The organism is Micromonospora sp. NPDC127501 (assembly GCF_040302185.1).
Taxonomy (GTDB): Bacteria; Actinomycetota; Actinomycetes; order Mycobacteriales; family Micromonosporaceae; genus Micromonospora.
Genome location: NZ_JBEORJ010000013.1, coordinates 160303 through 183060 on the forward strand (window position 1 = coordinate 160303; position 22758 = coordinate 183060).

At 71.6% G+C, this 22758-nt stretch carries 20 protein-coding genes; 12 read left to right on the forward strand and 8 right to left on the reverse strand.

All coding sequences use genetic code 11. The annotated features are described in order from the left end of the window. Positions 1-122: 122 nt before the first annotated feature. The 4 genes from ABTW72_RS26715 to ilvC all read left to right on the forward strand — a co-directional run bounded on the left by ABTW72_RS26715 (position 123) and on the right by ilvC (position 6170). A complete protein-coding gene (locus ABTW72_RS26715; protein ID WP_502892250.1) occupies positions 123-2477 on the forward strand; it encodes a putative bifunctional diguanylate cyclase/phosphodiesterase in 2355 nt (784 codons plus the stop codon). Between the two features lie 188 nt (positions 2478-2665). After that, entirely contained in the window at positions 2666-4546 is a 1881-nt protein-coding gene (locus ABTW72_RS26720; protein ID WP_350863030.1) for an acetolactate synthase large subunit, read from the forward strand. Then, positions 4546-5061, forward strand: coding sequence for an acetolactate synthase small subunit (gene ilvN, locus ABTW72_RS26725; protein WP_088946549.1), 516 nt, complete (start codon positions 4546-4548; stop codon positions 5059-5061). Before ABTW72_RS26720 ends, ilvN begins: the two co-directional genes overlap by 1 nt. A 95-nt stretch (positions 5062-5156) precedes the next feature. Continuing rightward, positions 5157-6170 carry a ketol-acid reductoisomerase gene (ilvC, locus tag ABTW72_RS26730; protein WP_091393194.1) on the forward strand — a complete coding sequence of 338 codons (1014 nt, stop codon included), beginning with the start codon at positions 5157-5159 and terminating at the stop codon, positions 6168-6170. 83 nt (positions 6171-6253) lie between these two features. Here the strand turns inward: ilvC and ABTW72_RS26735 are convergent, their stop codons facing one another. After that, the gene (locus tag ABTW72_RS26735; protein ID WP_350863033.1) at positions 6254-7255 is read right to left on the reverse strand and encodes a hypothetical protein; all 1002 of its coding nucleotides are present in this window, start codon (positions 7253-7255) and stop codon (positions 6254-6256) included. A 267-nt stretch (positions 7256-7522) separates the two neighbouring features. On the opposite strand from ABTW72_RS26735, the gene serA reads away from it, so the two are divergent. Further along, on the forward strand, positions 7523-9121 hold the full coding sequence (gene serA, locus ABTW72_RS26740; protein ID WP_112582056.1) for a phosphoglycerate dehydrogenase: 1599 nt from the start codon (positions 7523-7525) through the stop codon (positions 9119-9121). A 75-nt stretch (positions 9122-9196) separates the two neighbouring features. Here serA and ABTW72_RS26745 read toward each other — a convergent pair whose 3' ends face one another. Both ABTW72_RS26745 and ABTW72_RS26750 read right to left on the reverse strand, forming a co-directional pair. Then, positions 9197-9553, reverse strand: a complete 357-nt coding sequence (locus tag ABTW72_RS26745) for a hypothetical protein (RefSeq protein ID WP_091393184.1) — start codon at positions 9551-9553, stop codon at positions 9197-9199. Positions 9554-9863: 310 nt separating this feature from the next. Then, complete coding sequence (locus ABTW72_RS26750; RefSeq protein WP_350863037.1) at positions 9864-10706, reverse strand: FAD:protein FMN transferase; 843 nt, start codon at positions 10704-10706, stop codon at positions 9864-9866. 228 nt (positions 10707-10934) lie between these two features. On the opposite strand from ABTW72_RS26750, the gene ABTW72_RS26755 reads away from it, so the two are divergent. Together ABTW72_RS26755 and ABTW72_RS26760 are read left to right on the forward strand one after the other, a co-directional pair. After that, on the forward strand, positions 10935-11966 hold the full coding sequence (locus tag ABTW72_RS26755) for a 3-isopropylmalate dehydrogenase (RefSeq protein ID WP_350863040.1): 1032 nt from the start codon (positions 10935-10937) through the stop codon (positions 11964-11966). Positions 11967-12121: 155 nt separating this feature from the next. Then, entirely contained in the window at positions 12122-13219 is a 1098-nt protein-coding gene (locus ABTW72_RS26760; RefSeq protein ID WP_350863043.1) for a branched-chain amino acid aminotransferase, read from the forward strand. Between the two features lie 51 nt (positions 13220-13270). Here the strand turns inward: ABTW72_RS26760 and ABTW72_RS26765 are convergent, their stop codons facing one another. The 4 genes from ABTW72_RS26765 to ABTW72_RS26780 form a co-directional block, all read right to left on the reverse strand. Beyond that, positions 13271-14077, reverse strand: coding sequence for a tyrosine-protein phosphatase (locus ABTW72_RS26765; RefSeq protein WP_350863046.1), 807 nt, complete (start codon positions 14075-14077; stop codon positions 13271-13273). 20 nt (positions 14078-14097) lie between these two features. Continuing rightward, positions 14098-14556, reverse strand: a complete 459-nt coding sequence (locus ABTW72_RS26770) for a PRC-barrel domain containing protein (RefSeq protein WP_350863049.1) — start codon at positions 14554-14556, stop codon at positions 14098-14100. 155 nt (positions 14557-14711) lie between these two features. Further along, the gene (gene ahpD / locus ABTW72_RS26775; RefSeq protein ID WP_350863052.1) at positions 14712-15242 is read right to left on the reverse strand and encodes an alkylhydroperoxidase, AhpD family; all 531 of its coding nucleotides are present in this window, start codon (positions 15240-15242) and stop codon (positions 14712-14714) included. A gap of 2 nt (positions 15243-15244) precedes the next feature. After that, complete coding sequence (locus tag ABTW72_RS26780; RefSeq protein WP_350863055.1) at positions 15245-15439, reverse strand: hypothetical protein; 195 nt, start codon at positions 15437-15439, stop codon at positions 15245-15247. A gap of 316 nt (positions 15440-15755) precedes the next feature. Between ABTW72_RS26780 and cimA the strand changes: the two genes are divergently transcribed. Beyond that, complete coding sequence (gene cimA, locus ABTW72_RS26785) at positions 15756-17339, forward strand: citramalate synthase (protein ID WP_350863058.1); 1584 nt, start codon at positions 15756-15758, stop codon at positions 17337-17339. Positions 17340-17481: 142 nt separating this feature from the next. On the opposite strand, the gene ABTW72_RS26790 is transcribed toward cimA, so the two are convergent. Then, positions 17482-18465, reverse strand: a complete 984-nt coding sequence (locus ABTW72_RS26790; RefSeq protein ID WP_350863212.1) for an endonuclease/exonuclease/phosphatase family protein — start codon at positions 18463-18465, stop codon at positions 17482-17484. A 340-nt stretch (positions 18466-18805) separates the two neighbouring features. Between ABTW72_RS26790 and ABTW72_RS26795 the strand changes: the two genes are divergently transcribed. From ABTW72_RS26795 to ABTW72_RS26810, 4 genes are all read left to right on the forward strand, one after another. Beyond that, positions 18806-19315 carry a hypothetical protein gene (locus ABTW72_RS26795; RefSeq protein WP_350863061.1) on the forward strand — a complete coding sequence of 170 codons (510 nt, stop codon included), beginning with the start codon at positions 18806-18808 and terminating at the stop codon, positions 19313-19315. A gap of 397 nt (positions 19316-19712) precedes the next feature. Further along, entirely contained in the window at positions 19713-20762 is a 1050-nt protein-coding gene (locus ABTW72_RS26800; protein WP_350863064.1) for an AAA family ATPase, read from the forward strand. Then, complete coding sequence (locus ABTW72_RS26805) at positions 20759-21772, forward strand: DUF58 domain-containing protein (RefSeq protein ID WP_350863067.1); 1014 nt, start codon at positions 20759-20761, stop codon at positions 21770-21772. The genes ABTW72_RS26800 and ABTW72_RS26805 overlap by 4 nt, the downstream gene beginning before the upstream one ends. Next, positions 21769-22728, forward strand: coding sequence for a VWA domain-containing protein (locus tag ABTW72_RS26810; protein ID WP_350863070.1), 960 nt, complete (start codon positions 21769-21771; stop codon positions 22726-22728). The genes ABTW72_RS26805 and ABTW72_RS26810 overlap by 4 nt, the downstream gene beginning before the upstream one ends. Positions 22729-22758 lie beyond the last annotated feature (30 nt).

The window sequence follows — 22758 nt, forward strand, 5'->3', positions numbered from 1 at the left end:
AGCATGACACCGTCGGCGCGCCGCCCCACCCGGGTATCCGCCGTGTCCCAACAGATGCACACTCAGCCCCCCATGACGTGCGCCCATCCGGCACTCTTGGAGGCGTGCATTTTCCACCGGGCATGGTCGCTGTCGCGGCGCTCAGCGGGCTCGTCGCCGCGGTGGCCGCCGTGCTGCTGACCGTCGTCGCCCGGCGGCGGACGATGCCGCGTCGACCGGCACACATGCTGCTCGCGGCGGCCGCCGGTGTTGCAGTGCTCAGCCTCCTGGCCGGGATGGTCGCCGCGCTCAGCGCGACCGACCACTGGGCCCACGAGCAGGGGCAGCGCACCGGTTGGGCGACAGTGGTGGCGATCGGCACGGCGGTCAGCGGGCTGGCCTTCGCCGCTGGTCTGCTCCGGCTGCCCGGGATGGCCGCCACCGCGGCCGGAACGGCCCGGCTCGCCCTGGACGGGTTGGTCATGGCGGCGGCCCTGTGGTTCGTCGGCTGGGTGCTCTTCTCCGAGCCCACCCGGTTGCTCGGTGCCGCCACCCCGATGGCCTGCCCGGCGATCCTGCTGGCCACGGTGAGCGCCGCGCTCGGTGCCGGGCTCGTCGTGATCGTCGTCTTCCGGGCCGCCACACCACGTCGACGGCTCGCCGCGCTGGGCGCCGGTATCAGCGCGGTGACCTGCGGCGGGCTGGGTCTCAGCGCCGGGCTCTGCCAGGCCGGGCCGACCATGGCGCTGACCGGTGCTGCGGTGCTCGCCGCCGGTCTGCTGACCGTCGCGCTCACCGTGTACCGGGCCGACCGGCCGGGGCAGATCGACCTTGACCTGGTCGGTAGCGACGGCGAGTACGCGATCGCACCGATGCTGGCGATGGCCGCCTCGGCGATGTACCACCTCGCCCAGGACGGCCGTTTCACCGCGGCGGGCATCGTGGCCGGCAGCGTGGAGGGCTTCGCGCTGGTGGCACGGCAGTACCTCACCCTTCGCGACGTCCGGGGGTACGCGGGCCGCCTGGCCGAGCGGGAGGCGCACTTCCGGGAGCTGGCGCACACCGATCCGCTGACGTCGTTGGCCAACCGGCGCGGGCTGCTCCGGGCGCTGCACCGCAACGCCGCCGACCACAACCCGTGTGTGCTGCTCGGCCTCGACCTGGACGGCTTCAAGAACGTCAACGACATGCGGGGCCACGACGTGGGCGACGCCGTGCTGGCCGAGGTGGGCCGGCGGCTGCGCGGCAACCTGCGCCCCGGCGACGTGGCCTCCCGGCTGGGTGGCGACGAGTTCGCCGTACTCATGCAGGGCCGGCCGGTCGAGGCGGACCGGGTCGCCGAACGGCTCCTCGGGGTGCTCAACCGGCCCTACGACCAGCCGGAGGGGCCGGTCTTCCTGTCGGTGAGCATCGGGGTGGCCGACTGGGCCGACGAGCCGGACGTGGAGCTGCTGCTGCGCCACGCCGACCTGGCGTTGCGCTACGCCAAGCAGCGCGGCAAGAACCGGATCGAGCGCTACGACGCCGCGTACGACCAACTGCTGCGTCGGCGTACGACGGTGGAGCACGAACTGCGCGGGGCCATCGACCGCGACGAGCTGCGGTTGGCGTTCCAGCCGGTGGCGTCGCTGCCGTCGGTGCGGCCGGTCGGCGCCGAGGCGCTGCTCCGTTGGCACCATCCCGAGCTGGGCAACGTGCGTCCGGACGAGTTCATCCCGCTCGCCGAGGAGTGCGGCATGATCGCCCCGCTCGGTGCCTGGGTGCTGCATCAGGCCTGTTACCAGCTCTCCCGGTGGCTGGCGGACGGGCACGACGTCTGGGTGTCGGTCAACGTCTCCCCGCGCGAGCTGCACGCCCCGGAGTACGTGGTCCAGGTCGCCGAGGCGCTGCGCGCCCACCACGTGCCGCCGCAGCGGCTGGTGCTGGAGGTCACCGAGCACGCGGTCGCCACCGACCTGGACGAGCTGATCCGGCGGCTCACCGCGCTGCGGTTGACCGGTGTCCGGATCGCCCTGGACGACTTCGGGGCCGGCTACTCGTCGCTGGGGCAGCTGCGCCGGTTGCCGATCGACATCCTCAAGATCGACCACAGTCTGGTCGCCGAGCACGAGCCGGTCCGCCCGGTCGGCCAGGACGGCCCGGCGTTCGCCCCGATGGTCGACATCGTCATGCGCCTGGGCCACCAGTTGGGGCTGGAGGTGATCGCCGAGGGGGTGACCACCCCGACCGAGTTGGCCGCGGTGGTGGCTGCCGGTTGCCGCTTCGGCCAGGGCGCGCTCTTCGGCTGGGGGGTGCCGGCCGAGCACCTGGAGGCGATGCTGGAGGCGGCCACATCCCCGGGTGCGCGTCCCGCTCCGGTGCCCGCTCCACGCCGTGCTCCGGGTGGGTCCGAGCAGCTCACCCCGCCTGCCGATGGCGCGTCGCCGGCCGACGCGCCGACCTCCGTTAACCAACATGTGGGATCAGTTGACTCATCGCGTGAGATGCGTCAGGCTTAGCCGCATGTCGTCGTACCGGTCGCTGCGAGTACTTACCTGAGCGCACTCTCCCTCACCGAGAGTGCGCTGGCCCCGTGCATCTGCACGAGGGCCGTTTTTATTGCCATCGGAACCTGGCGAGGCGGGCCCCGCCCGTGTCGCATCGCTTGACTAGCCACCAGCCACTCCAGCCGAAGGCCAGAACCGCCATGACGAGACCCACGCCCGAGACCCTCGCCCACACCGCCCGCCGGGCCCGCGCGGCCGCCGACCCGGCCCTCGACGTCGACCAGGCCGCCGCGCGCACGGCCACCCCGGCCGTCCCGGCGGTACGGCCCGCCGCTGCGACCCCGATCTCCGGGGCCGGCTCACTCGTGCGGTCCCTCGAGGCGCTCGAGGTCGACGTCGTCTTCGGCATTCCGGGCGGCGCGATCCTGCCGGCGTACGACCCGCTCTACGACTCGACGGTCCGGCACATCCTGGTGCGGCACGAGCAGGGCGCGGGGCACGCGGCGACCGGCTACGCGCAGGCCACCGGCAAGGTCGGCGTCTGCATCGCCACCTCCGGTCCGGGGGCGACGAACCTGGTCACCCCGATCGCGGACGCGTACATGGACTCGGTGGCGATGGTGGCGATCACCGGGCAGGTGGCCAGCCCGTTGATCGGCACCGACGGTTTCCAGGAAGCGGACATCCAGGGCATCACCCTGCCGATCACCAAGCACAACTTCCTCGTGCAGAACGCCGAGGAGATCCCCCGGGTGCTGGCCGAGGCGTTCCACCTGGCCAGCAGCGGGCGACCCGGCCCGGTGCTGGTCGACATCCCCAAGGACGTGCTCCAGGCGCCGACCACCTTCTCCTGGCCGCCCACCCTGGACCTGCCCGGCTACCGGCCCACCCTGCACCCGCACGGCAAGCAGATCCGGGAGGCGGCGCGGCTGATGGCCGCGGCCCGACGGCCGGTGCTCTACGTGGGTGGCGGGGTGCTCAAGGCCGGTGCCACCGACGGGCTGCGCCGGCTGGCCGAGCTGACCGGCATCCCGGTCGTCACCACGCTGATGGCGCTCGGCGCGTTCCCCGACTCGCACCAGCAGCACCTCGGGATGCCCGGCATGCACGGCACGGTCGCCGCGGTCTACGGCCTGCAGAAGGCGGATCTGATCGTCGCGCTGGGCGCACGCTTCGACGACCGGGTCACCGGCAAACTGGACTCGTTCGCCCCGGACGCGGCAGTGGTGCACGCGGACGTCGACCCCGCCGAGATCGGCAAGAACCGGCAGGTGGACGTCCCGATCGTCGGCGACGCCAAGCACGTCATCGACGAGCTGATCACCGCGGTCACCGCCGAGCGGTCGGCGGGGCGCACCGCCGACCTCGGTGACTGGTGGACGCAGCTCGACGACCTGCGCAACCGTTACCCGTTGGGCTACGACGAGCCGGTCGACGGGACCCTGTCCCCGCAGTACGTGATCAAGCGGCTGGGCGAGATCGTCGGCCCGGACGCGATCTTCGTGGCCGGGGTGGGCCAGCACCAGATGTGGGCGTCGCAGTTCATCTCCTACGAGAAGCCGTACACCTGGTTGAATTCCGGCGGCCTCGGCACCATGGGCTACGCGGTGCCGGCGGCGATGGGCGCCAAGGTCGGCAAGCCGGACACGGTGGTCTGGGCGGTGGACGGGGACGGCTGCTTCCAGATGACCAACCAGGAGTTGGCCACCTGCGCGTTGGAGGGCATCCCGGTCAAGATCGCCGTCATCAACAACGGCAACCTCGGCATGGTCCGACAGTGGCAGACGCTCTTCTACAACGAGCGCTACTCCAACACCGAACTCGGCACCCACAAGCACCGCATCCCCGACTTCGTCAAGCTCGCCGAGGCCCTCGGCTGTGTCGGGCTGCGGTGCGAGAGCGCGGATGACGTGGACAAGACCATCGCCGCCGCCATGGAGATCAACGATGCGCCAGTGGTGATCGACTTCGTGGTCGGCAAGGACGCGATGGTCTGGCCGATGGTCGCCGCCGGCACCAGCAACGACGAGATCATGTTCGCCCGTGGCGTCCGCCCGGTCTTCGACGAGGATGACATCTGATGACCATGCACACCCTGTCCGTGCTGGTGGAGAACAAGCCGGGCGTGCTCGCCCGGGTCTCCGGCCTGTTCTCCCGGCGCGGGTTCAACATCGACAGCCTCGCCGTCGGTGAGACCGAGAACCCGGACGTCTCCCGGATCACCATCGTGGTCAACGCGGAGTCGTCCCCGCTGGAGCAGGTCACCAAGCAGTTGAACAAGCTGGTCAACGTGCTCAAGATCGTCGAGCTGGATCCCCAGGTGTCGGTCGCCCGGGAGTTGCTGCTGGTGAAGGTTCGCGCCGACCGGTCCGCACGGTCGCAGGTGCTGGAGACCGTCAACCTGTTCCGCGCCCGGGTGGTCGACGTCGCACCGGACACGCTGACCATCGAGGCCACCGGCACTCCGGACAAGCTCGACGCGCTGCTCCGCGACCTCGAGGCCTTCGGCATCAAGGAAATGGTCCAGTCCGGGCTGGTGGCCATCGGGCGCGGTTCGCGTTCGATCACCGCCGGTCCCGCGCTACGGGCCGCCTGACCCGCCGCCGGTCGGCCCTCGGCCGGCCGTCCGGCGAATTCATCCGCACAGACCACGACGGGCCGCCCCGGCCGTCGTACGAAAGGGAAGTTCTCATGAGCGTTGAGGTGTACTACGACGACGATGCCGACCTCGGCCTGATCCAGGCCAAGAAGGTCGCGGTGATCGGTTACGGCAGCCAGGGCCACGCCCACGCGCTGTCGCTGCGTGACTCCGGCGTCGACGTGGTGATCGGTCTGCCGGAGGGCTCGAAGAGCCGTCCCAAGGCTGAGGAGCAGGGCCTGCGGGTGGTCACGCCCGCACAGGCCGCCGCCGAGGCCGATGTGATCATGGTGCTCGCACCGGACACCGCCCAGCGTGGGATCTACGCGGAGTCGATCGCCCCGCACCTCGCCCCGGGCAAGGCGATCTTCTTCGGACACGGCTTCAACATCCGGTACGGCCTGATCAAGCCGCCGGCCGAGGTGGACGTGGCGATGGTCGCGCCCAAGGGCCCCGGCCACCTGGTCCGCCGCCAGTACAGCGACGGCAAGGGCGTGCCCTGTCTCGTCGCCGTCGAGCAGGACGCCAGCGGCAACGCGCTCGCGCTCGCCCTCGCGTACGCCAAGGGAATCGGCGGCACCCGGGCCGGTGCGATCAAGACCACCTTCACCGAGGAGACCGAGACCGACCTCTTCGGCGAGCAGGCGGTGCTCTGCGGCGGTGCCTCGGCGCTGGTGCAGACCGGTTTCGAGGTGCTCACCGAGGCGGGTTACGCCCCGGAGGTCGCCTACTTCGAGTGCCTGCACGAGCTGAAGCTGATCGTCGACCTCATGTACGAGGGCGGCATCGCGAAGATGCGCTACAGCATCTCCGACACCGCCGAGTACGGCGACCTCTCCCGCGGCTCGCGCATCATCGACTCCCGGGTCAAGGACGAGATGCGCAAGATCCTGGGTGAGATCCAGTCCGGCGAGTTCGCCCGCGAGTGGGTCGCCGAGGACGAGGCCGGCCGGCCCAACTTCACCAAGTGGCAGGCCGAGGGTGCGGCGCACCCGATCGAGGAGACCGGCAGGAAGCTGCGCGGCATGATGAGCTGGGTGGACCGCCCGATCACCGAGACCGCCTGACCCGTTCGACTGGTCCACCAGCGGCCGGCGATCCAGCGCTCTCCCCAGCGCGGGTCGCCGGCCGCTGGCCGCAGCGCCCCGCGTCAGCGGCTTTCCGTCGCCTCGGCCTCGGCCTCGGCCTCGGCCGTGGCCCAGGCGGCCTTCTCATGCAGCCCGAGAGCGTTGAGAGTGCCGGCAAGCGTGCGTAGCGCGATGACCAGCCGTGGCTGGTACCGAACCGGGTCGTGCTCGGCCAGCCAGCGGTAGTGCCCGACGGCCTCCTCGGCCGCCGCCACTGCCGCGTCCTGTTCGCGAAGCCCCAGGTGGCACCGGGCGATCACGAACAACAGGCTGCCGAGCGTCGGCCGGAACCGCAGTGGCTCCACACGGCTCATGAAAGTCAGGTCCTCGCGGGCGCCCGTGGCCAGCGTCAGCGCTTCGGCCCACCGACGATGGGAGGCGAGGGAGTCCGCCAGCCCGCTCATCGCCTCGAGTCGGGCGGGCATGTACTTCAGCCGTGTCCAGAGGGAAAGTCGCCGGAACACCTCGACCGCCTCCTCCCGGGCGGCGAGCGCCTCGGCCGGCTCGCCCAGCGCCGCCCGGCACTGGCCGAGCACGGTGAGGGACCGGGCCAACTCCATCCGCTCACGGGCGCCCAGTGGCGCGCACCGTAGCCAGGTCTCCCGGGCCTGGTTGGCCAGCGGCAGCGCGTCGCGGGGTGCGTCGGAGCGGAGTTGCATGGCCACCATCAGCTGCGCCGCGGCCAGGACGACGAGGCCGTCGCGGTCGGTCGCGTTCTCGACGTACCCGATCGCCTCCCGGCCCTGCGCGAGCGCGGATTCGACGGTGCGGTCGTCCGGGACCGAACCCTGCGCGACGAGTGCCCGCGCGAGCCCCACCTCGTGCCGGCCCGGCCGGTCCTGGACCAGCCGCCGGTAGAGCGCGACCGCCTCGTCCGCGGCGGCGGTGCGCCGGGGCACGAAGCTGCGTCGAATTTTCACCTGGTGGGACCGGGTGACCAACGCCTCGGCCAGCTTCGGACCGAACCGCGCGAGATCGACGCGGGTCAGCTGTCGGAGCAGCGTGATGCGCATGGCGAGCGACAAGGGCGGATCCTCCCGCAGGGGTGTGCCTCCGGTTGTAGCGGGCGGGAGCAACCGTGTCGGTGCGGTGAACGGCCGATGTCCGTCGCTCGACCGGGCGTGTGAGGGCCCTCACCCCGAAGACCGGAACACGCCGACCAGCGTGGCCCCTACGATCGCCTGTAGGTGCAGCAGCCGGCACCTGACGGCCACGGCACGGATCAGCGCAGGGCGCAGTGCGGCGCCCCCCGCCGCCCGGGCCGATCGCAAACACGACCTCTACGAGGACCGATGAATCCTGTCGTACTGATCGCCGAAGAACTCGCCCCCGCCGCCATCGAGGTGCTCGCCCACGACTTCGACGTCCGTCACGTCGACGGCACCGACCGTCCGGCCCTGCTCTCGGCGCTCTCCGAGGCCGACGCCGTCATCGTGCGCAGCGCGACCCAGATCGACGCCGAGGCGGTCGCCGCCGCGCCGCGACTCAAGGTGGTCGCCCGGGCGGGCGTCGGGCTGGACAACGTCGAGGTGCCGGCCGCCACCGCGCGGGGCGTCATGGTCGTCAACGCGCCCACCTCCAACATCGTCTCCGCCGCCGAGCAGGCCGTCGCGCTGCTGCTCGCCGTCGCCCGTAACACCGCGAGCGCCAGTTCCGCGCTCAAGGCGGGGGAGTGGAAGCGGTCGAAGTACACCGGCGTCGAGGTCCAGGGCAAGACGGTCGGCGTGGTGGGGCTCGGTCGTATCGGGGTGCTCTTCGCGTCTCGCATCGCCGCGTTCGGCACCCGGCTGATCGCGTACGACCCGTACATCCAGCCGGCCCGTGCGGCGCAGCTCGGCGTCCGCCTGGTCGGGCTGGAGGAGCTGCTGCGGGAGAGCGACTTCATCTCCATCCACCTGCCGAAGACGCCGGAGACGGTGGGCCTGATCGGTGAGAAGGAGCTGGCGCTCGTCAAGCCCGGCGTGCGCATCATCAACGCCGCCCGTGGTGGGCTGGTCGACGAGCAGGCGCTCGCGGACGCGATCGCCGAGGGCCGGGTCGCCGGCGCCGGTGTCGACGTGTACAGCAAGGAGCCGTGCACCTCGTCGCCGCTGTTCGCCTTCGACAACGTGGTGGCCACCCCGCACCTGGGCGCCTCCACCCACGAGGCGCAGGACAAGGCCGGTCTCGCCGTGGCCAAGAGCGTCAAGCTGGCCTTGCAGGGCGAGTTCGTCCCGGACGCGGTGAACGTGCAGGCCGGCGGTGTGGTCGCCGAGGACGTTCGGCCGCTGCTGCCGCTGGCGGAGAAGCTCGGCCGGGCGTTCACCGCGGTCGCCGGTGGGGTCGCCGCCAGCGTCACGGTCGAGGTCCGCGGTGAGATCGTCAGCCACGACGTGTCGGTGCTCAAGCTCGCCGCCACCAAGGGCCTGTTCAGCTCCGTGGTCGAGGAGCAGGTCACCTACGTCAACGCCCCGCACCTGGCCGCCGAGCGTGGCGTCGAGGTCACCCTGGCCACCCTGGCCGAGACGGCCGAGCAACCGACCCTGGTCACGGTGCGCGGCGCGCTGCCGGACGGTCGGACGGTCAGTGTCTCCGGCACGGTCACCCACTCCGGCGCCCGGGACGTGCTGAAGCTGACCGAGGTGGACGGCTTCGACGTGGAGATCGGCGCGGAGGGCATCCTGCTCTTCCTGCGCTACGCCGACCGGCCCGGTGTGGTCGGCACGGTCGGTACCCTGCTCGGCGAGTCGGGCATCAACATCGCCGCCATGCAGGTGGCTCGTCGGGAGGCGGGCGGTGAGACGCTGATGACGCTCACCGTCGACCAGGCGCTCGGCGCCGACCTGCTCACCTCGGCCGCCGAGTCGATCGGTGCCACGGCGGCCAGCGCCGCCGATCTGCGCGACGAGTAGTAGTCGACAAACACCGTGGGGGGCCTGGCGATTCGCCGGGCCCCTCGTCATTTCCCGTCCGTGCCGCCGGTCAGGTCAGCCGGGCAGCCGCGCGGGCGGCGGATAGACCGAGCCGTCCTGCGGGTCGAAGAGCATCAGACCGTGCTCGCCGGCCAGTCGCTCGATGTCCAGTAGCACCTGGTCCGCGCAGGTCGGGTGCAGGTTCAGCTCGACGTGGTCGTGGGCCGCGTGCAGCGGCGCCACCGCCCACGGGCTGTTCGGGCCGGGGTGACGGTCCGGATAGGAGGCGGTGATCGCCCGGTAGAAGCTGACCACCCGCGGATCGGGGTAGCGGTCCACGTGCCGCCCCTGCCGGCAACCGTTGACCGCTGTCCGCACGTCCTCGGGCGTCGCCCCGTCCTCCAGGGCCCACACGCTCAGATCGAAACTCACGGCGGATAGCGTGCCATCCGCCGTTCACCATGTCGAAATTGCCTCGCCGCCGGTCAACCACCGATCTCGGCAGTCTCCCGTCACGACGGTCCGGTGTGGAGACTCTTGCGTCGAGTTGCGTCGATTCGCTAGCGTACGCACTGCGGTCACTGGCCGAGTTCGAGGCGCCGGCCCGTCTTCGGGTGGCGCGGTCGACGTCCGGCCCGACCGGTCCGCACCCCTCGGTTGTGCGAGCCACGCGCACTCGTCGCTGACCGGCCCCCACTGTCGTTGCCGAGACCGTGGGGGCCGATCGCGGGCCCCGACCGGCTCAGCGACGGTGCGCGAAGAGCGCGCGATAGTCGGAGTTGCCCCGGAACCACGCCAGGCCGGTGGGGCCGGCGGCGTAGAGCGCGGTGGCGTAGGCGTCGGCGATCGTCAGGTCGGGGCCCACCACGGTGGCGGCGACGAGGTGATCGGCCGGCTCGCCGGTGTGCGGGTCCACCACGTGCCCCTGCCGCCCGGTCACCCCGGAGGTGCCGATCGCGCCGGCGGTCATCTCCAGCACCATCGGCGCCCGCTCGGGTGCGGTCGGGTGGTGCACGGCGACCCGCCAGGGTCCGCCGTGCGGCGCGCGGCCCCGGACGACCAGGTCGGCGCCGGCGAGTACGGCGTAGTCGTGGATGCCGGCGGCGCGCAGTCGCTCCGCGGCGCGTTCCACAGCCCAACCGCCGAGCAGGCCACCGGGGTCGAAGCCGCCGGGCACCGCCCAGGCGTCGAACCACCCGTCGGTGGCCGCGCGCATCGCGGCGCAGCGGTCCACCAGATCGGCGAGCGGCGGGTACGACTCGGGGCTGATCTCGCCCCGACGCAACCGGGAGACCAGGCTCTCCGGTCGGTTGGGGCCGTAGGTGAGGTCGATGGCGCGCAGCTCGGCGACGCTGTCCCGCAGCGCTTCGCCCACGCCCCGGCGGCCGAGCCACTCGGGTGCGTTGAGCAGCAGGGTGTACTCGGCGGTCGCGGTGCGTACGGTGTGCTGCACGGCGATCCGGCCCTCGGTGGCCGCGGTCGGGTCGATCCGGTGCCGGCGGCTGCCGAGTCGAAGGTCCGGTCGACGGTTGCGGAACGCGGACGGGTCCGGCCAGCGGGTCCGTGGCTGCTCGTCGATGCGCATCGCATCTGCCCCCTCGCACATGGCGCCGCGTCATCGCGACCCCGTTGGTCAGCGGGCCCCCGCGACCCACTGACTACTACGGTAGGCAGCGGAGATGACCGCCCCATGAGTCCCAGCTGAGAGGGTGCTGTGCATTCCCGAATCCCAAATCGTGGACGCAGCGTACCGGGAGGCGGGACGGCGACGTACCGTTGCCCGGACGGAACCGTTGAGCAGAGGAGTGCGGTCGTGGCGCGGATCGCGGTGGTGGCCGGAGACGGCATCGGGCCCGAGGTGGTCGCGCAGGCCCGCAAGGTCCTCGACGCGGTGCTGCCCGACGTGCAGGCCACCGAGTACGACCTCGGCGCCGCCCGCTGGCACCGTACTGGAGAGGTGCTGCCCGACTCGGTGCTGACCGAGCTGGCCGGGCACGACGCGATCCTGCTCGGCGCGGTCGGTGACCCGACGGTCCCGCCGGGTGTGCTGGAGCGAGGGCTGCTGCTCAAGCTCCGTTTCGCCTTCGACCAGTACGTCAACCTGCGTCCGTCCCGGCTCTGGCCCGGGGTCGCCGGCCCGCTGGGCAACGTGAAGCCGGGCGAGGTCGACCTCGTGGTGGTGCGCGAGGGCACCGAGGGGCTCTACGCCGGTGCCGGTGGTTCCCTGCACCGGGACACCCCGGCCGAGGTCGCCACCGAGGAGAGCCTGAACACCCGGCACGGCGTGGAGCGGGTGATCCGCGACGCGTTCGCCCGCGCCGGCCGCCGGGAGCGGCGCAAGGTCACCCTCGTGCACAAGACCAACGTGCTCACCCACGCCGGGTCGCTCTGGGCGCGTACGTTCGACGCGGTCGCCGCCGAGCACCCGGACATCGAAACCGAGTACCAGCACGTCGATGCGGCGGCCATGTTCCTGGTCACCCAGCCGCAGCGCTACGACGTGGTGGTCACCGACAACCTCTTCGGCGACATCCTCACCGACATCGCCGCGGCCGTCACCGGCGGCATCGGGCTGGCCGCCAGCGGCTGCATCAACCCCGAGGGGGCGTACCCCTCGATGTTCGAGCCGGTGCACGGCTCGGCGCCGGACATCGCCGGGCAGGGCATCGCCGACCCGGTCGCCGCGGTGCTCTCGGCCGCGTTGCTGCTGGAGCAGCTCGGGCACAGCGAGTCGGCTGCCCGGGTCAACGCGGCGGTCGCCGCCGAGCTGGCCGGTCGGGTGCCGGGCGTGACGCTGCGTACCGAAGAGGTCGGCGACCGGCTCGCCGCCCACGCCGTAGCCTGATCACCCCGGCCCGAGCGGCGACCGGCCCTGAGGCCGGCCTGCCACGGGCAGCCCGACCGGCGCTACCCGCTTAACGACCGTTCGGGGTAAGTTTCTGGCACAGCCATGTCGGTGTGCGGTCCCGCATGCCGTTGTCCCGCAGGGAGGTCAGCGCGATGAGCGGTGGTGACAAGCTCGACTTCGAGATCCGTCCGAATCTCGCGCCGGTATCCGCCGCCGATCGGGCCGCACTGCTGACCAATCCCGGGTTCGGCCGCGTCTTCACCGACCACATGGTCACCGTCCGCTATGCCGACGGCAAGGGCTGGTACGACGCCCGGGTGGAAGCCCGTGCCCCGATCCCGATGGACCCGGCCAGCGCCGTGCTGCACTACGCGCAGGAGATCTTCGAGGGGCTCAAGGCGTACCGCACGGCCGACGGTGGCGTGACGATGTTCCGGCCGGACGCCAACGCGGCCCGCTTCGCCACCTCCGCGCAGCGGATGGCGATGCCGGTGCTGCCGCCGGAGGTGTTCGTCGACTCGCTGCACAAGCTCATCGAGATCGACCGGGAGTGGATCCCCACCGGCGAGGACGGCAGCCTCTACCTGCGGCCGTTCATGATCGCCAGCGAGGTCTTCCTCGGCGTCCGCCCGGCCAACGAGTACCTCTACATGGTGATCGCCTCACCGGTCGGGGCGTACTTCACCGGTGGCGTCAAGCCGGTCACCGTCTGGGTCTCTCCGGACTACACCCGGGCCGCCCCCGGTGGCACCGGCGCGGCCAAGTGCGGCGGCAACTACGCCGCGTCGCTCGCGGCCCAGGCGGAGGCCATCGAGGCCGGCTGTGACCAGGTCGTCTTCCTGGACGCGGTGGAGCGCCGGTTCGTCGACGAACTGGGCGGCATGAACGTCTTCTTCGTCTACGACGACGGCACGGTGGTCACCCCACCGTTGACCGGCACGATCCTGCCGGGCATCACCCGCGACGCCGTCCTCACGCTGGCCGGCGCGGCCGGACACCAGGTCGAGGAGCGGCCGGTCAGCTTCGCCGACTGGCAGGCCGACGCCGCCAGCGGACGCCTGAAGGAGGTGTTCGCCTGCGGCACCGCCGCGGTGGTCACCCCGATCGGTGGGGTCCGCTTCCCGGACGGCGAGTTCCTCATCGGCGGTGGCGAACCCGGTCGGGTCACCATGGCCCTGCGTCAGCAGCTGGTCGACATCCAGCGCGGCAAGGCGGCCGACCCGCACGGCTGGGTGCAGCGGGTCTTCTGATCTCCGCCGCTGCGCCGGCCCGTCCACCCGGACGGGCCGGCGCAGTCGGCCCTACCCGTCGGTGGGCTGCGCCTTGGTGTGCTCGTCGAGCAGGTGGTCGCGGAGCGCGGCGAGCTGCTCGTCGGTCACCCCGGCGTGGCGCAGGTACGCCTCGATTGAGCCGTGCCCCGCGCGCAGCTCGTCCAGGAAGATCTGCATCGCCTCGGCGGGTGAGCTCAGGAACGGCGCCGGCACGTCCACGCCGCCCGGGTTGACGGAGGCCAGCCAGGCGCTGTACCGGGCCGACGCCTCGCTGCTCAGCGCGTAGTCCGCGGTGATGTCCGCGTCGTCGACGCCGAGCACGGCGAGGGTCAGCGCGCAGACGATGCCGGTGCGGTCCTTGCCGGCCACGCAGTGCACGACCACCGGGGCGTTGGCGGAGTCGGCGATCAGCCCGACCGCCTCGGCCAGCCCGGCGGTGCCGGTCTGGGCCAGGTCCGCGTACCGGTCCGCGAGGTACCGGGCCAGGCTGGCGCCCTCCTCGTGGGGCGTACCCGCCCAGTCGGCGTGCTCCGGGTGGATGTGGCGGTAGGCCAGCCCCTGGTACGCCGGCACCCGGCCGTCGCGCTCCACCTCGGTGGGGCGGCGCAGGTCGATGACGGTGCGGATCCCGATCGCGGCGAAGGCGTCCCGGTCCTGCTCGGTGAGGCGGTGCAGCGAGTCGGAGCGGTAGAGCCGACCACGGCGTACGGGTCGGCCGCCGTGCCCGAGGTAGCCGCCGGCGTCGCGGAAGTTGAAGGTGGCGGGGAGCGGAATCTGTCGGCTGTCGTCGATGGCGTCCACGCCCTCACGGTAACGGCCGGCGGGTACGCGCCCCACCGGCCGTCGGGGCCGAACCGTCAGCGTGCCGTGCCGGGCGGGAGCGCGCCGTACGTCTCGTCGTAGTAGCCACCCAGTTGATCCCGGTAGCTCGGGTCGCTGTGGCTGGTCTCGTCGTACTCCGGGGCGGCCTTGATCTGGTCCCGGCTCCGGTCGACGGAGACGGTGCGCTGGTCGTGGTCGACCTGGTTGACGGTGCCGGCCGGCAACATCACCTTCTTGCCGAAGATCCAGGGCCCGGTGTCCACGACCAGGTAGCTGCCGCCCACCTCGTGACTGGCGCTGTCGATCTTGCCGATTCCACCGTCGGTGGCCTCGACCTTGTAGCCGACCAGGTCGACGTCGGCCACGCCGGCCTGGTCCCGGTAGCGCCAGGGGTCGAACGTGCCGGCCGGCGCGCCGCCGGGCACCGTGCCCTTGTCGCCGCCGCGCAGCGGGTCCGGCCCGGCGTGGGTGGCGTGCGGATCGATCCTGTCCATGCCGTTCACTCCTGACTGTCGCCGATCGTCTCGGCGTAGGTGGGTGCGTCCCCGCAGGAGCTACCCGGCCGTCGGGGGCCGGAAACGGCGACGGGCCGCGGTACGGCAAGAGGCCGAGGCCGCGAGGTACGCATCGGCCTTCGGGGCGTACGTGTTCAGGCCAGTGCGGCCTCGGCGTCCAGGGTGACCGCCGCGGCGTGCACCACTGCGGAGATCCGCAGGGCCTCGTGCAGCTGCTCCCGGGTGAAGCCGCTGCCGCGCAGCTTCTTCTCGTGCAACTCCAGGCACACCCCACAGCCCGCGATGGCCGACACGGCGAGGCACCAGAGCTCGAAGTCGCCCTTGTCCACCCCCGGCCTCGCGATGATCTGCATCCGCAGTCGGGCCGGCATCGAGGCGTACTGCTCGTCGCCGATCAGGTGCTTGGCCCGGTAGTAGATGTTGTTCATCGCCATGATCGCCGCAGCGCCCTTGGCCGCCTCGACACCCTCCGGCCCGAGGTGCCCGAGCGCCTCGGCCGCGATCTCCCGCAGCACCACCGGGTTGCGAGCGGTCACCGCGCAGGCCAGCGCGGTGCCCCAGGTCTGCACCGGGGTCAACGCCGAGGAACCGATGGTGGAGCCGAGGTTGAGCCTGATGTCCTTGGCGTACTCCGGCAGGGCCGCCTTGATCGCGTCCAGGCCCATGGTCAGACTCCGGCGGCGGGGGTCTCGTCGGCGATCTCCGCCGGGCTGATGGAGGTGAAATCCATCGGCCCGACGAAGACCACACACCACGTGCCCTCGTGGGACGTGTGGTCGATCGTCCTGGACGCGTTGTTGGCGCCCAGCGATACGCAGGCGGCGAGTCCGTGCTCAGGTAAGCGGTCACTGACGGTGAGCACAGGTCCTCCTTGCAGACGGCACGGTGGCCATCATCGGATCCGTTCCAGATGCTTCCGCATGGCTGTCTCCGCCGATGAGTGGCCCGGTGGCTTGTGAAGCCGATCACGAGCGGTGGTCACTGGCGAACGAACACTCCGTCACCATCCCGCTATGTGGATTGTTCCTCCCAAATTCGGGGGAGCAGTGGCAGAGTGGCCATCGTGACCAGTACCGCCCTGATTATTGCGACCTAGCGCGCCGGCTCTCCCCTCTGCCGAGCGCGCAGACCTCCCGCATCCGCGGGAGGTCTTTTTGTTGCTCCGAGAAAGGATCCTGATGACGTTCCAGGTCTTCGACACCACGTTGCGCGACGGCGCTCAGCGCGAGGGGCTCACCTACTCGGTGGTCGACAAGCTGGCCGTGGCCCGGCTGCTCGACGAGTTCGGCGTCGGCTTCATCGAGGGCGGCTGGCCGGGCGCGGTGCCCAAGGACACCGAATTCTTCCGCCGCGCCCGCACCGAGCTTGACCTGCGGCACGCCGTACTCGTCGCGTTCGGCGCCACCCGCAAGGCCGGCGTTGCGGTCGCGGACGACCCCCAGGTGCGCGCCCTGCTGGACGCGCAGACCCCGGCCGTGGCCCTGGTCGCCAAGGCCGACACCCGGCACGTCGAACGCGCGCTGCGCACCACCGGCGCGGAGAACCTGGCGATGATCCACGACACCGTCAACCACCTCGTCCGCGAGGGCCGACGGGTCTTCGTCGACGGCGAACACTTCTTCGACGGCTACCGGCACGACCCCGCGTACGGCGCGGCCGTGGTGCAGACCGCGCTCGCCGCCGGCGCCGAGCGGATGGTGCTCTGCGACACCAACGGCGGCATGCTGCCGTCCCAGGTGACCGCCGTGATCCACGACCTGACGAACAGGCTGGGGATCGACGCCGAGCTGCTCGGTATGCACGCCCAGAACGACACCGCCTGCGCGGTGGCCAACACGATCGCCGCCGTGGAGGCGGGTGTCCGCCACGTGCAGGGCACCGCCAACGGGTACGGCGAACGCCCGGGCAACGCCGACATCTTCGCTGTCGTCGCCAACCTCCAGCTCAAGCTCGGCATGCCCGTCCTACCGGAAGGCTGCCTGGCGCAGATGGTGCGGGTCTCGCACGCCATCGCCGAGATCGCCAACATCGCCCCCGACACCCACCAGGCGTACGCCGGGGCCGCTGCCTTCGCCCACAAGGCGGGGTTGCACGCGAGCGCGATCAAGGTCGACCCGTTGCTCTACAACCACGTGGACCCGTCGGTGGTGGGCAACGACATGCGGATCCTGGTCACCGAGATGGCCGGTCGGGCCAGCGTCGAGCTCAAGAGTCGTGAGCTCGGCCTGGACCTGGCCGGCAGCCCGGACGCCCTGACCCGGGTCACCAAGCGGGTCAAGGAGCTGGAGGCGGGTGGCTGGTCCTTCGAGGCGGCCGACGCCTCCTTCGAGTTGCTGGTCCGCTCCGAGCTGCCGGAGGGCAGCCCGGCCCGACCGTTCACCCTGGAGTCGTACCGGGTGCTGGTCGAGCACCGCGAGGACGGCGCGGTGGTCTCCGAGGCGACCGTCAAGATCCGAGTTCGCGGTGAGCGGGTGATCGCCACCGCCGAGGGCAACGGCCCGGTCAACGCCCTCGACGAGGCGCTGCGGGTGGGGCTGGCGCGGCACTATCCGCAGTTGCGCGACTTCGAGTTGGCCGACTACAAGGTGCGCATCCTGGAGGGCAGCCACGGCACCGGCGCCGTCACCCGGGTCCTGCTGGAAACCTCCGACGACAGCGGCCGGGACTGGACCACGGTCGGCGTCCACCCCAACGTGGTCGAGGCCAGCTGGCACGCCCTGGTGGACGCCCTCACCTACGGCCTCGCCCCCACCTCCGTCTAACCCCACCCCACCCCACCCTGGTCCTCGCGATCTTGCACTTTGTGTCGACCGTTCGCGGCATTTGCCGGTTGTGCCGGGACAGTAAGTGCAAGATCGACGGGGCGGGGGTGGGGCCGCGCCGCGCGGGGGTGGGGGTGGGGGGTCAGGGGGTGGGGAGGGTGAGGGTGGCTTGGACGGGGCGGTGGTCGCTGCCGGGTAGGGCGAAGACCTGCACCGAGTGGACAGCTATCCGGCGGTCGACCAGGACGTGGTCGATGGTGACGGGTGGGATGAGGTCGCCGTCGTACGGACCCCAGGTGCCGGTCAGGCCCTCTCCGGTGGCGTCGGCGGCGTCGACGTAACCGCTGCCCAGCAGGGCCCGCAGTGGACTGTGGTCGAGGGTCGCGTTGAAGTCTCCCGCGAGGATTCGCAGGCCGCCGTCCGGGGTGGCCGGTGGTTGGGCGGTCAGGTCGGCACGCCAGGCACCGACCTGGTCCAGCGCGTACGGTGCCGAGGGGTGGGCCGACTCGACGCGGACCGGGGGCCCGTCCGGGACGGAGACCGTCGCGTACGCCTGGGTGAAGCCCCAACCGTGAAGGTTGCGCCGGACGCCGCCGTCGGTGATCGGCCACCGTGAGTAGAGCCCGGAACCGGCGGTGCCGATCACCGGGTTGAGCTGCCGGTGCGGCAGCAGCGTTGCCAGGCCGAGTTGATCCAGGGTGGCCTGCGCTTCCGGCGTGAACTCCTGCACGGTGAGCACGTCGATCTGGTGTCGCCGGACCAGCTCCACCAGCGTCCGCGCGTCGCCGGCGCCGGCGAGCAGATTGGCGGTGAGCAGCCGCACGGTCGGCCCGGTCGCCGCCGGCTGCGGGCTGGCCAGCGCCCGAGGTGCGACGGCGCCGAGCAACGCCACCGCCGCCAGGGCCGCGAGCGCCGCCGGCCACCAGCGCCGCAGGGCGAGCGCGAGGGCCAGGACCAGCACGCTCACGCCCGCGACGTACGGCGTGAAGGCGAGCGCCTGCACCAACGGCCCCCGGTCCAGGCCGAGCAGTCGGGCTGCCGCCCAGAGTGCGGTGGGTGCGACGGCAAGCCAGCAGAGGACCGTGCCGAGCCGAGCGTTCCGGTGCGCGGGTGGAGCGTCGACGATCACGACGATGATCGTAGTCGGGTCCGACGAACCCATTTCATGAATGGTGATGCGCTCACATTTCACAATTATCTGACAGGTGGTTGACACCCCGGAAAAGCGAGATCAACTATTGACTGGCGGCTTTTTCCGGTGCTACGTTCCATCTGGCTTAAACGACGCAACTCTGAGTAGTAACAGCAGCTCAGAGGGGATACGGATTGTTGAGAAATCAATCTCGGCGGGTGTGAGTGAGGCAGCTTTCCCCGCCCAACTGTCGTCGTACGCCTATTTATGGGCAGTCAACCGTCCCGCCCCGCGGGTCGGCCGAATTCGCACGGTCACACAAGGGGGACCTGTCATGAGCACATCCTTCCGACGTAAGGTGGCGGCGGTAACGTTCGCCGTCCTGGGGCTCAGTCTCGCCGGCGGGGGCATCGCCATTGCCCAGCCATCGGCGAAGGCGCCGCAGGAGGCCGTTCAACCGGCGGCACGCGACACGAACGCCCAGCCTCCGGTCACCGCCGAGTCGGCGCGCAAGGCCAAGGCTGCGCTGAAGGCGGGTGCGGCCACCACACTCGTGGCCACCAACGCCTTCACCGTCGTCAACTCCAACGGCACCAAGGCGCGCGGCACCGGCACCGTCATCAAGTACGGCCCCGGCCAGTACGAGGTGCAGTTCGGCTACACCGTCTCGGCCGGCGCCTTCCTGGCGACCATTTCGCGGTCCGACGCCTGCTGCATTCCGCCGGCTGGCGAGGTCTCGGTGGCTCCGCGGCTGAGCACGCCCAACGCGGTCTTCGTGCAGACCCGCAACTCGGCCGGGACCCCGGCTGACCTGGGCTTCACCCTGCTCACCCACACGCCCTGACCGAACCGACACCCGGCCCCCGTCGCCAACGGCGACGGGGGCCGGACCTTGTCCACCAGACCCAGACTCGCCGGCTGCACCTCGGCCAGCCGGTCCGGGCATTGATCGACGCGGGTTTCATGAAGTCGGGGTGTCGGGGATCCGCGATGCCCCGATTTCCGTGAACGCAAGCGGATCACAGGCTCTCCGTGGCCGGTGACTTGGCGGTTGTGCGTCCTTTGGCCCGGCTCGCGCCGATCGGCGCTCCCGGGCCCGTCACTCGCCGGTTGTCCGCCCCTCGGACGGCTCGCGACGGTCGTCACCCTTCCGCGCGGCTCATCCCCATTCCGGCCAGTCCGGGCCGGTCCCTGCCGCACAATCCCACGTTTGCCGGGCGTGTGCCCGGGAAGCAAGCACCGTGACGGACATCTCGGACACCCTGGCCAGCATGCCCAGCCCGGTCGATCCGGAGCCGACCGGCATCGAGCTGGAACAGACCCTCTTCGAGGTCAAACGCGTGATCGTCGGGCAGGATCGCCTCGTCGAACGCCTGCTCACCGCACTGGTCGCCAACGGACACTGCCTCCTGGAGGGGGTACCCGGCGTGGCCAAGACACTGGCCGCGCAGACCCTCGCGACAGTGGTCGGCGGCACCTTCTCCCGGATCCAGTTCACCCCGGACCTGGTGCCGTCCGACATCGTCGGCACCAGGATCTACCGGGCGTCCAAGGAGACCTTCGACATCGAGCTGGGCCCGATCATGGCCAACCTGGTGCTGGCCGACGAGATCAACCGGGCTCCGGCCAAGGTCCAGTCGGCGCTGCTGGAGGCGATGGCCGAACGGCAGGTCTCGATCGGCGGACGCAGCTGGCCGGTCCCGGAGCCATTCCTGGTGCTGGCCACCCAGAACCCGATCGAGTCCGAGGGGGTCTACCAGCTCCCGGAGGCACAGCGTGACCGGTTCCTGATGAAGGTGGTGGTCGACTACCCCAGCGACGCCGACGAACTGGCCATCCTCTACCGGATGAGCACCGACCGGCCCACCCCGCGCCAGGTGCTCGACGCGAAACGACTGCGGGACCTTCAGATCCACGCCGAGCGGGTCTTCGTCCACCACGCGTTGGCCGAGTACGTGGTGCGGCTCATCCTCGCCACCCGCGACCCGGGACGGTTCGGGCTGCCCGAGATCGCCCCGCTGTTGGCGTACGGGGCCAGCCCGCGGGCCACCCTGGGCCTGGTCGCGGCCGCCCGGGCACAGGCCCTGCTGCGGGGTCGGGAGTACGTGCTGCCCGAGGACGTCCGTGAACTTGCCGTCGACGTCCTCGCCCACCGGCTGGTGCTCTCCTTCGACGCGGTGGCCGACGGGGTGTCGGCCGAGAGTGTGGTGCGACGGCTCGTCGAGGCGGTGCCGCCGCCCCGGCTGGCCACCGGGCACCCGCAGCAGACACCGGATCTGGCGGCGGCATGAGACGCGCCACCGTCGCGCCCGCCGACCCCGGCCTGGCCGAGCTGGCCCCGGACCAGCGCCTGCGCCGCCTGGAGCTGACCGTCACCCGCCGGCTCAACGGCCTGCTGCACGGCCAGTACCGTGGTCTGCTGCCCGGTCCCGGCAGTGAACCCTCCGGCAGTCGCGAATACCGGCCGGGCGAGGACGAGGTTCGCCGGATGGACTGGGCGGTGACCGCCCGGACCGCCGTGCCGCACGTCCGGCAGGTTGACGCCGACCGGGAGCTGACCACCTGGCTGCTCGTCGACGGCAGCGCCAGCATGGAGTTCGGCACCGCCGAGCTGGACAAACGGGAACTGGCGGTGGCCGCCGTCGCGGCGGTCGGCTTCCTGACCGCGGGCGTCGGCAACCGACTTGGCGCCCAGGTGCTGCGCGCCGACGGGGTACGCCGCTTCCCGGCCCGCAGCGGGCGTACCCATCTGCTGTCCCTGCTCCGTGCGCTGCTCGCCGCCCCCCGCGCCACCGCGCCCACCGGCCGGCCGGGGCGCGGGCCGGCGGCCCGACCGCCCGATCTGGCCGACGGCCTCGACGCGCTGCACCGGATCGCCAACCGGCGTGGGCTGGTCGTGGTGGTCTCCGACTTCCTCGACGGCCTGCCCGACGACCCCGGCCGGACAGCGCCCTGGGAGCGGACCATGCGCCGGCTGGCCGTCCGGCACCAGGTGCTGGCGATCGAGGTGACCGACCCGCGTGAGCTGGAACTACCGGACGTCGGCCTGATCACGCTCGTCGACCCGGAGACCGGTCGGCACCGTGAGGTGTGCACATCGGACCGTGGGCTGCGCGAGCGGTACGCCGAGGCCGCCGCCGCCCAGCGCGAACAGGTCCACCAGGCGCTGCGCCGCAGCGGGGCCACCCATCTGCCGCTGCGCACCGACGGCGACTGGAGCGCGGACATCGTCCGGCACGTGCACGCCCAACGCCGGCTGGCCGCCGTGCCGGTCGGCCGGCCCCGGGGAGGTGCCGCGTGATCTGGCAGTCGCCGCTGCGACTCTGGTTGCTGCTCGGCGTGCTCGCCCTGGTCGTCGCGTACCTGGTGATGCAGCGGCGACGCAGCCGGTACGCGGTCCGCTTCACCAACCTGCGGCTGCTGGACCGGGTGGCGCCGGAGCGGCCCGCCTGGCGCCGGCACGTACCGGCCGGGCTCTTCCTGGCCATGTTGGCGCTGCTCGTGGTCGGCTTCGCCCGGCCGAGCGCCGAGGTCCGGGTGCCCCGGGAACGGGCCACGGTGATGGTGGCGGTGGACGTCTCCACGTCGATGCTCGCCACCGACGTCGAACCGGACCGGTTGGCCGCGGCGAAGGAGGCCGCCCGGCGCTTCGTCGAGGGCCTGCCCGACGAGTTCAACGTGGGTCTCGTCGCGTTTGCCGGCAGCGCCGCCGTGCTGGTGCCCCCGGGCACCGACCGGGAGGCCCTCGACGAGGGCATCGACCGGCTCGCCGAGGGCATCACCGGCGTCCAGGGCACCGCGATCGGCGAGGCCATCAACACCTCACTCGGCGCGGTCAAGAGTCTGGACAGCGAGGCCGCGAAGGAGACCCCACCCGCCCGGGTCATCCTGCTCTCCGACGGCGCCAACACCTCCGGGATGGACCCGATGGAGGCGGCTGCGGAAGCGGTGAAGGCGGAGGTGCCGGTGCACTCGATCTCGTTCGGCACCCCGTCCGGGTTCGTCGACCGAGGTGGACGGCCCATCCAGGTGCCGGTGGACGGACAGACCCTCAAGGCGGTCGCCGAGGAGACCGGCGGCATGTTCCACGAGGCCAGCACCACCGACGAGCTGCGGGCCGTCTACGACGACATCGGCAGTTCGGTCGGCTACCGCACCGAGCGGCAGGACATCTCGGCCCGGTTCATCGGCCTCGGACTGGTGTTCGCGATGGGCGCCGCCGCCGGCTCGATGCGCTGGTTCTCCCGGCTGCCCTGACCGCCGCGCACAACCGACGTCGACCGTGAG

Excerpts from the sequence above, each read along its gene's own strand:
- ABTW72_RS26715 (WP_502892250.1), top strand. The coding sequence starts at position 123 with ATGGTCGCTGTCGCGGCGCTCAGCGGGCTCGTCGCCGCGGTGGCCGCC.
- ABTW72_RS26720 (WP_350863030.1), top strand. The coding sequence starts at position 2,666 with ATGACGAGACCCACGCCCGAGACCCTCGCCCACACCGCCCGCCGGGCC.
- ilvN (WP_088946549.1), top strand. The coding sequence starts at position 4,546 with ATGACCATGCACACCCTGTCCGTGCTGGTGGAGAACAAGCCGGGCGTG.
- ilvC (WP_091393194.1), top strand. The coding sequence starts at position 5,157 with ATGAGCGTTGAGGTGTACTACGACGACGATGCCGACCTCGGCCTGATC.
- serA (WP_112582056.1), top strand. The coding sequence starts at position 7,523 with ATGAATCCTGTCGTACTGATCGCCGAAGAACTCGCCCCCGCCGCCATC.
- ABTW72_RS26750 (WP_350863037.1), bottom strand. The coding sequence starts at position 10,706 with ATGCGCATCGACGAGCAGCCACGGACCCGCTGGCCGGACCCGTCCGCG.
- ABTW72_RS26760 (WP_350863043.1), top strand. The coding sequence starts at position 12,122 with ATGAGCGGTGGTGACAAGCTCGACTTCGAGATCCGTCCGAATCTCGCG.
- ABTW72_RS26770 (WP_350863049.1), bottom strand. The coding sequence starts at position 14,556 with ATGGACAGGATCGATCCGCACGCCACCCACGCCGGGCCGGACCCGCTG.
- ahpD (WP_350863052.1), bottom strand. The coding sequence starts at position 15,242 with ATGGGCCTGGACGCGATCAAGGCGGCCCTGCCGGAGTACGCCAAGGAC.
- cimA (WP_350863058.1), top strand. The coding sequence starts at position 15,756 with ATGACGTTCCAGGTCTTCGACACCACGTTGCGCGACGGCGCTCAGCGC.
- ABTW72_RS26795 (WP_350863061.1), top strand. The coding sequence starts at position 18,806 with ATGAGCACATCCTTCCGACGTAAGGTGGCGGCGGTAACGTTCGCCGTC.
- ABTW72_RS26805 (WP_350863067.1), top strand. The coding sequence starts at position 20,759 with ATGAGACGCGCCACCGTCGCGCCCGCCGACCCCGGCCTGGCCGAGCTG.